The following is an 8,092-nucleotide window of genomic DNA, read 5'->3' on the forward strand; positions in this document are numbered from 1 at the left end:
ATGTTGTTCCCCCTGTTCATATGTATCCATTCATTTTACTATTATATCATGCGCGGCCGGCTTTCCCATCTGATAAAAAAGACGTCCCTTTCCGGGCACGCCTAATGTATTAAATAAGCTATGAGTGCTGTCTTCGCCGACTTCGTCGGTCCAGAATACTTCAATTTCATTTAAACGGTGAAATTTGCTCGGGATCAGTGTAATAACGAGGTTCGCCCCGTTGCCTTTAATCACGCCTTTTCTCCAGTTGCTGCCTTCGTAAGAGCGGTGTTCGGTATAGTCGGCACCATCAAACAGAATTTCCGTAATTCTTGCTTCCCCGTTGCCGATATTCGTAATAACAATTTCCTGACGTGCCCCTTTGATCACTTTCTCGATCGTGAAAAAGGCTTTATGCTGATTGTTAATTTCGTCCTGGAGTCGATTTTCTTCCTGCTCATAGTTCTTTTTTACATATTCTATGTGATCCTGGGCAATAGTAACCTGCTCTAAAGCGGCCTGTGCCTGTTTTTTGGCTGTATTTGCCTGAAGCCATGCAAAAACGGCGGCTCCCAGACTGATCACAAGTACAAGTAGATTTATTGAGGTCATCGTTATCCTTAACTCCCTTCTATGATACATAGTATAAGAAAAAAACAGTACGCCGCCAAGTCCTGTGGGCAGAGAAAGTCTTTATTAGTATAACAAAAATGTAAATCGTTATTGGCGAATTGATACTTTTTCGATGATTTTCCACATTAAAAAGCAGGAGAACCGAAGCTCTCCTGTTTTTATAATTGATGAATCGGCGTACCTATTATTTTTTCCGCTGCTTCCATGACACTTTCTCCAAGCGTCGGATGCGCGTGAACGACAAGGGATACATCTTCGGCGGTTAAGCCTGATTGAATACAGACGGCTAGCTCATTAATCAGCTCCGGAGCGCCTTCACCGGATGCTTCTGCCCCTAATATCGTTCCATCTGCAGCATCCGTAATCAGCGTCACCATGCCGGATGCTGCATTTAACGTCAATGCACGGCCGTTATGACTCATCGGGAAGCTTTCACCGCTCACGTCATACCCTTCTTTTTCTGCCGATTCTTTCGATAAACCGACGGTTGCGAGCGGCGGATCGGAAAAGACAACAGCTGGAATAACGAAGTCGGTGCTGTCTCCATCCTGCCCTTCCAGCGCCTCACTTACTAGTTTCCCCTGCATCGACGCGCGGTGGGCCAAAGCAGGACCGGGGGTGATGTCACCGATCGCAAAAATATGGGATACATCCGTGCGGCAGGACGGGCTTACTGCAATAAAGCCTTTATCATCTGTTTGAATGCCCGCCTTTTCCAGCCCCAGTTTCTCTGTATTTGGCTTTCTCCCCACTGTAATAAGCACATACTCACTTTCTTTCGTTTCCGTTCGACCGTCTTTTTCATACGTAACGTAAGCCGACTGACCGCCCGTCTCTACCTTTGTTACCTTTGTATTGGTATATACTGCTACATTCGAACGTGCTTTCAGCTCCTTCGCAGCAAGCCCGGACATGGAACCCGGAAACCCCGGCAGAATAGCGGACAGTCCTTCGATAATGGTCACTTCCGTACCGAAATTCGCAAACATCGTTCCAAGCTCGATGCCGATATAACCTCCGCCGATCACCGTTATCGACTTCGGCTTTTTGGTTAAAGCAAGCGCCTCTGTCGATGAGAGCGTTCGTTCATTAAACGGAAATGCCGGAATTTCAACAGGAGAGGAGCCGGTCGCCACAATACAGTAAGAGAATGTGATTTCCTGCTCCTCTTTCCCCGCCACTTTCACTCGGTTCGGATCAACGAAAGCCGCTTCTCCTTTTACAATAGTTACTCCCGCTGCCTGCAGCAGTCCTTTCACGCCTCCGGTAAGCTGTTGCACAATACCTGATTTCCACTGCTGCAGCTGTTGAAAATTAATCTCCGGCTCCGGGAAATGAATGCCGGCCGGCGCCGCGCGGACGGGAGTTGCTGCGTAGTGCCCGGCTTCGATTAACGCCTTCGAAGGAATACAGCCCACATTTAAACATGTGCCGCCAAGCTCCCCCTTATCAACGATCGTCACCTCCCTGCCTTTTTGGGCGGCGCGGATCGCTGCCACATATCCCCCGGGGCCCGCACCAAGAATAAGAAGTTCTGTCTGATTCTCCTTCATCAGACCACCTCCTACAGCAGCATCTGATACGGATGCTCCAGTGCTGATGCGACATCCTTTAAAAACCGGCTTGCCGGATCGCCGTCAATAGTACGGTGGTCAAAGGTTAAGCTGAGCGGCAGAAATCTTCGTGCCACGGGCTTTCCTTCCACCATGACCACTTCTTCCTGGAGCGAGCCAATGCCTAGAATGCCGGCTTCCGGAGGGTTCAGAATCGGTGTAAAATACTCGATACCTGTTGCTCCCAGGTTTGTAATCGTAAACGTGGATCCCGACATTTCATGCGTGTCAAGCTGGCCTTCGCGCGCTTTTTCTGCCAGGGTTTGAATGCTCTCCGCTAGTCCCAGCACTGTTTGCCGCTCAGCGTGGAACACTACCGGTACGACCAGGCCATTTTCCAGCGATGCGGCAATACCTAAATGAACGTGCGGATACGTGTGAATCGCGTCTTCTATATACGCACTGTTCATACCGGAATGAGCCAGCAGGCTTTTTACCACTGCTTTTGCAATAAAAGCAGTCAGCGTCAGCGGCACGGTCTCTCCGCTTGTCTCCAGGCTCTGTTTGGCCTGCTTCTGCACGTGGAGCAGGTCGGTGACGTCTGCTTTTTTCATTAAAGTCAGCTGCGCGCTTTGCTGCAGGCTTTGATACATATTGTCCGCAATCGCTTTTCGCATGCCTCGTACCGGTGTTTTCGTCACTGCTTCTTCTATACCAGCGTAAGGAACGATATCTGTCTGCGACGCCGGCTTCTCCGTAGCTGGCTCAGCATAGTTTTCTACATCCTGCTTCGTGATTCGTCCCTGCGGGCCTGTTCCCGTGAGCGCTTCAAGCGGAATGTTTTTTGATTTTGCCAGCTTTTTGGCGGCCGGTGAAATTTTGATATTTCTGGAATCCGACGCGGAGCGCCCATTTGTCTTCGGCGCATCTTTTACCTCCGCAGAAGCAGGCTCCTCTTCTTTGGCTTCCGGTGCGTTGCTGTCTGTTTCGGCTCCCGGCTGGGGCTTTTCTCCTTTTTCCCCAATATAGGCAAGCGTCTTCCCTACTGCCAGGGTGTCATCCACATCCGCAATCACTTCTATAATAACTCCGTCAGCCGGAGCTTCCAGGTCGTTTGTGATTTTGTCAGAGCTGATCGTAACGAGGGGATCCCCTTTTTTGACTTTATCGTCTTGTTTCACGAGCCATTCTACAATTGTACCTTCCTCCATGCTCATTCCAAATTTAGGCATCACCACTTCCTGTGCCATGCGTCTCACTCTCCTTCAGCCTGTTCTTGGATTTATCAGCTTGCCACAATTGATTCGTCATCAATCAGTTCAGCGACCACTTGAATAATCTTCTCCGGCGACGGCAGATACAGGTCTTCGAGCGATGGAGAAAACGGAACCGGACTGTGCGGCGCGGTTACCATTTTTATCGGGGCATCGAGGAAATCAAAGCCTTTATCCGCTACCATGGCTGAAATATCCGTTGCAGCGTTGCAGCGCGGATTTGCCTCATCCACAATAATGAGACGGCTCGTTTTTTGAACCGATTTTAAAATCGTATCTTCATCAAGCGGTGACAGGCTGCGGGGATCTACAATTTCGGCCTGAATGCCTTTTTCCGCCAGTTTATCCGCTGCATCAAGTGCCGTCTGCACCTGCTTTCCGATAGCAACAATCGTCACATCGCTGCCTTCCCGCTTAATATCCGCCTTGCCGATCGGAATTTTGTAATGACCCTCGGGCACTTCTCCTTTTACGTTGTAGAGCGTTTTGTCTTCAAAAAAGATCACAATGTCATCGTCTTCAATTGCGGAGATTAAAAGTCCTTTGGCATCAGCCGGCGTTGACGGTACAACCACTTTCAATCCTGGAATGGCTGTAAACATGCCATACAGGCTCTGCGAGTGCTGAGCCGCCGCCCGGAAACCGGCTCCGTGCATCGTCCGGATAACGAGAGGGATTTTCGCGTGCCCGCCAAACATGTAGCGCAGCTTTGCACCCTGATTCATCACTTCATCGAGGCAGCTGCCGATAAAATCGTTAAACATCAGCTCGGCGATCGGCCTCATACCGGTAGCCGCGGCACTCACAGCCGCTCCTACATAGCCCGCTTCTGCGATCGGTGTATCAAGAACACGGTCCCGGCCAAATTCCTGGACAAGTCCCTGGGTTACGCCCATGACGCCTCCCCATGCTTCCTCATCCTGCAGATGGTCTACATTCGCTCCACCCGCTACGTCCTCTCCGAGCAGAATGACAAGTTCATCGTTTCGCATCGTAATGGCCATCGCCTCATTAACTGCGTCTGAAAAAGATATTTTTCTTGCCATTTTTATTCCTCCCCGCCTGGCTGGTAATCTACATACACGTCTGTCGTCAGCTGGTCTGCTTCCGGCATTGGACTTTTCTCTGCAAATTCCACGGCATCTTCTATTTCTTTTCTGACACTTTCATCAATAGAATGGAGCTCATCTTCTGAAGCCATGTCTGTAGTCAGTACATGCTGACGGAAGCGGATAATCGCATCCAGTTCCTTTAAGTGCTCATCGCGCTCTTCATTTGTTTTGTATTTCTGAGCGTCTCCTTCAAAGTGACCGTAGTTCCGGTACGTTTTGCACTCAATTAATGTCGGGCCTTCTCCATTTCTCGCCCGTTCGACAGCGCGCTCCGCTGCTTCATATACCGCCATCGTGTCTTTTCCGTCCACCGTTTCACCCGGGATTCCGTATGAGGCTGCCCGATCGGCAATCGATTCACAGCTGGACGCATATTCAAACGGAGTTGCTTCGGCATAGCCGTTGTTTTCGGCTACAAAGATAACCGGAAGCTTCCAAATCGCCGCCATATTAATGCCTTCGTGGAAGGTGCCGTGGTTATTGGCTCCGTCGCCAAAGAAACACACCGCTACTCCGCCGGTTTTGCGGAGCTTGGCAGACAGCCCTGCTCCGGTTGCGAGAGGGAAACCACCTCCTACAATCCCGTTTGCTCCAAGCATGCCCTTACTGACGTCAGCGATATGCATCGATCCGCCTTTTCCTTTACAGAGTCCGGTAGACTTGCCGTAAATCTCAGCCATCATCCCTTTCAGGTCACACCCTTTAGCGATACAGTGGCCGTGGCCCCGGTGCGTGCTTGTAATACTGTCCTTATCATCGAGATGCGCGCATACTCCTACGGCCACCGCTTCTTCTCCCGCATACAAGTGAACAAATCCCGGCAGTACACCTGTGCTGAACGTTTCATGGACCTGGTCTTCAAACCTGCGGATCTCCGCCATCTTCTGATACATCCATTTTGCTTTTTCTGACGTGAGGGACTGCTTTTGAATTTCCGATACTCCCATTCTCGTTAACCTCCTTCTGAGTAAATAATGCCGGAAGCCGGCCGTTCTACTACGTTATATTGCAATATCCATGCCAAAATGATAACGCTTACAAATAAGGCGTTTTATTATTTTTCTTTATACAAAAATGAGACAAACCGGGATATATCCCAATTTGTCTCATTTCGTCCCACTCTGTCTTTTAAGAAAGTTTATACTTCGCTAGTTTTCGATAAAAGGAGCTTCGGGGAATGCCAAGCTGCTCCGCAGCCAGAGAAGCTTTTCCCCCATGCTGGCGAAGCGCCTTTTCCAGATAGTCCTTTTCCATCTGTTCCCGGACAGAGAGTGATGGAGCAGGCGGTGCTTCCTCGTGTTCAGATGAAATCTGCTGCATGTAGGCTTCAATCTGATGAGGAGCTGGCGTTTCTTCCTGAAACTCTACATACAAACCTTCGAGCACGTTGAAAAGCTCACGGATGTTCCCCTTCCACTCCTGTCGCTGCAGCACCTGAATCGCTTCCTCCGTCCACGTAAACGGACGTCCGTTCTGATGAAAATAGTAGTGTACGAGAGCAGGAATATCCTCCCGGCGCCGGCGAAGCGGCGGCAGGTGAATTGCGTATACATAAATCCGGTAATACAAATCCTCCCGAAAGGTGCCGTTCTGTACCTGTTCGCCGAGCGATCGGTTTGATGCAGTGATCAGCCGGAAATGGACGCGCCTCGTCTTGTCTCCTCCGACCGGCGTGACTTCTTTTTCCTGCAGCACCCGAAGCAGTGCCACCTGCATCGCAGCAGGCACTTCACCGATTTCATCCAGAAACAGCGTGCCTCCATCCGCCTGCATAATCTTTCCGGGCGCCCCTTCTTTTTTCGCGCCCGTAAACGATCCAGGCGCATAACCGAACAGTTCACTCTCCAGCAGATTGGCCGGAACGGCTCCGCAGTTAATGGCAATAAACGGAGCACTCGGCCCGGCATGGCTTTCATGTATGGACCGGGCCATGACTTCTTTTCCGGTTCCCGTTTCTCCTGAAATATGCACCGTAACGTTGGTCCGGGAGGCTTTTTCTGCTTTTATAAGCACGTGTCTGAATGCGCTGCTTGAACCTGCTGCACCACGAAAAGCAAAGGTCTGCGTCCAGCCTGTGCCATATCGTTCCGGCTCTTTCACCGGGACTGTTATAAAGCTTCCAATCTCCTGTCCGCCATCGATCGAATACACCGGCCTCCTGTTCATAGAGAAAGGCAGTACCTTCGTGGAGTCACCCGGAGATACGCTCAGGTTCTTTTTAGCTTCCGGAGAAAGATATACAATACGGCCCCTGCGGTCCGCCACAAGAAAGGATGTCTCCTGTTTTCCGAGATGTTCGAGTGCATAATGCATGAGAACAATTTCTTCTTCTTTGATCAACTGCTGCCATTTGTGTTCGATCGCAAACGCAGCTGAAACAACCGTACCAAGCAGATGCTCGTGATAGCCGGGCATAAATGGACTGGAAATATCAAGAACCCAAGCACCTCCCCCATCTCGTCGCGGATCGGGGAAGCTGAACACCCCCAGCTTTGCGAGGCCAGGGAAAAGTGCTCCGGGCCGTTCACCGTAATCGCCTCTTCCGTCGCAAGCGCCGTCCCGATCGCATTTGTGCCAACTTCTTTTTCCGTCCACTTCACCCCTTCTGTAAAATTAATGTGGGTCGCAAGCGCTTTTGCTCTGTCCTGTCCCACCAGCTTTAACACATATCCGTCCCTGTCAATCAGCAGAATAATCATATTAGACTGTGCATACATCTGTGCCAGCTTTTGCATAAAAGGCACTGCAATCTCAATCAGGCGCTTATTCTCCTCGCGTTTCTTCTGAAGATCTTCATTTTCCAGACGCAGAACCCCTTTTCCGTTGTAAGGATCCACACCGCTCTTCCGGCATTGATACCAGGAAGCCGCAATTCGCCTGCTGATTCTGGACGTATCCAGCGATCCTTCCTGCACGAACTGCTTCCACTGCTCTTTTGTTACCTGACCAGCCATCATGAAGCTCACCTCAATTTTTATTTAATCAAAGGCCTGCTTAGTCGTCTGTATGATAGGAGTATGTGAATAGGACCGCCCTGTCGGATTATCTCTATCTTTAAGTATATATGATAACGCTTACATATGATAGGAAGGTTTTATGTTCCGATTCCAACTGAACAGAAAAGCATTTCACATATAAGTATAACTAGATATAATTAGCTGTAACTGATTATATCTAGAGGAGGAAAACCGTGGCATTTTATACATTCATAAAACATTTCATTATCGTACTTTTCCCCCTGACCGCCGCCGCTCTGGCAGGATGCAGTCCCGGCATAGATTCTCCGGGCAGTGGACAAAGCGAAGCTGAGCGTGCAGATATTTCTATCATGGCTGCGGCCAGTCTTACAGATGCTCTCGAAGAGCTTAAATTAACGTACGAAGAATAGGAAAATGTAGAATTAGTCATTAATTATGGATCATCCGGGCAGCTCCGCCAGCAGATCAGCCAAGGAGCTCCCGCCGATATATTTTTATCAGCGGATATTTCCGACATGGAACTTCTGGAACAAGACGAATCTGTTTCTGAATCCATTGATTTA

Annotated in this window: 8 protein-coding genes and 1 pseudogene; 2 read left to right on the forward strand and 7 right to left on the reverse strand. The window is 49.7% G+C overall.

All coding sequences use genetic code 11. The annotated features are described in order from the left end of the window. Positions 1 to 30: 30 nt before the first annotated feature. The 7 genes from MMY81_RS27805 to MMY81_RS27835 all read right to left on the reverse strand — a co-directional run bounded on the left by MMY81_RS27805 (position 31) and on the right by MMY81_RS27835 (position 7,508). The gene (locus MMY81_RS27805) at positions 31 to 591 is read right to left on the reverse strand and encodes a hypothetical protein (RefSeq protein ID WP_252315352.1); all 561 of its coding nucleotides are present in this window, start codon (positions 589 to 591) and stop codon (positions 31 to 33) included. Positions 592 to 770: 179 nt separating this feature from the next. Beyond that, entirely contained in the window at positions 771 to 2,165 is a 1,395-nt protein-coding gene (gene lpdA, locus MMY81_RS27810) for a dihydrolipoyl dehydrogenase (protein ID WP_252315353.1), read from the reverse strand. A gap of 11 nt (positions 2,166 to 2,176) precedes the next feature. Continuing rightward, on the reverse strand, positions 2,177 to 3,415 hold the full coding sequence (locus tag MMY81_RS27815) for a dihydrolipoamide acetyltransferase family protein (protein ID WP_252315354.1): 1,239 nt from the start codon (positions 3,413 to 3,415) through the stop codon (positions 2,177 to 2,179). Between the two features lie 35 nt (positions 3,416 to 3,450). After that, complete coding sequence (locus tag MMY81_RS27820; protein ID WP_252315355.1) at positions 3,451 to 4,485, reverse strand: alpha-ketoacid dehydrogenase subunit beta; 1,035 nt, start codon at positions 4,483 to 4,485, stop codon at positions 3,451 to 3,453. A 2-nt stretch (positions 4,486 to 4,487) separates the two neighbouring features. Continuing rightward, complete coding sequence (locus tag MMY81_RS27825; protein WP_252315356.1) at positions 4,488 to 5,498, reverse strand: thiamine pyrophosphate-dependent dehydrogenase E1 component subunit alpha; 1,011 nt, start codon at positions 5,496 to 5,498, stop codon at positions 4,488 to 4,490. 181 nt (positions 5,499 to 5,679) lie between these two features. Continuing rightward, positions 5,680 to 6,966, reverse strand: coding sequence for a sigma-54 interaction domain-containing protein (locus MMY81_RS27830; protein WP_252315357.1), 1,287 nt, complete (start codon positions 6,964 to 6,966; stop codon positions 5,680 to 5,682). After that, a complete protein-coding gene (locus tag MMY81_RS27835) occupies positions 6,888 to 7,508 on the reverse strand; it encodes a GAF domain-containing protein (protein WP_252315358.1) in 621 nt (206 codons plus the stop codon). Before MMY81_RS27835 ends, MMY81_RS27830 begins: the two co-directional genes overlap by 79 nt. Before the next feature lie 233 nt (positions 7,509 to 7,741). Here MMY81_RS27835 and MMY81_RS27840 point away from each other — a divergent pair, with 233 nt between their 5' ends. Continuing rightward, positions 7,742 to 7,939, forward strand: a complete 198-nt coding sequence (locus MMY81_RS27840) for a hypothetical protein (protein WP_252315359.1) — start codon at positions 7,742 to 7,744, stop codon at positions 7,937 to 7,939. 15 nt (positions 7,940 to 7,954) lie between these two features. Further along, positions 7,955 to 8,092 (forward strand): annotated as a pseudogene (locus MMY81_RS35945) (molybdate ABC transporter substrate-binding protein); the annotation flags it as partial.

This window comes from Sinobaca sp. H24, from assembly GCF_023845525.1.

Bases quoted from the DNA above. Each gene is read 5' to 3' on its own strand.
- MMY81_RS27825 (WP_252315356.1), bottom strand. From the start codon at position 5,498: ATGGGAGTATCGGAAATTCAAAAGCAGTCCCTCACGTCAGAAAAAGCA.
- MMY81_RS27805 (WP_252315352.1), bottom strand. From the start codon at position 591: ATGACCTCAATAAATCTACTTGTACTTGTGATCAGTCTGGGAGCCGCC.
- MMY81_RS27835 (WP_252315358.1), bottom strand. From the start codon at position 7,508: ATGATGGCTGGTCAGGTAACAAAAGAGCAGTGGAAGCAGTTCGTGCAG.
- lpdA (WP_252315353.1), bottom strand. From the start codon at position 2,165: ATGAAGGAGAATCAGACAGAACTTCTTATTCTTGGTGCGGGCCCCGGG.
- MMY81_RS27815 (WP_252315354.1), bottom strand. From the start codon at position 3,415: ATGGCACAGGAAGTGGTGATGCCTAAATTTGGAATGAGCATGGAGGAA.
- MMY81_RS27820 (WP_252315355.1), bottom strand. From the start codon at position 4,485: ATGGCAAGAAAAATATCTTTTTCAGACGCAGTTAATGAGGCGATGGCC.
- MMY81_RS27830 (WP_252315357.1), bottom strand. From the start codon at position 6,966: ATGCCCGGCTATCACGAGCATCTGCTTGGTACGGTTGTTTCAGCTGCG.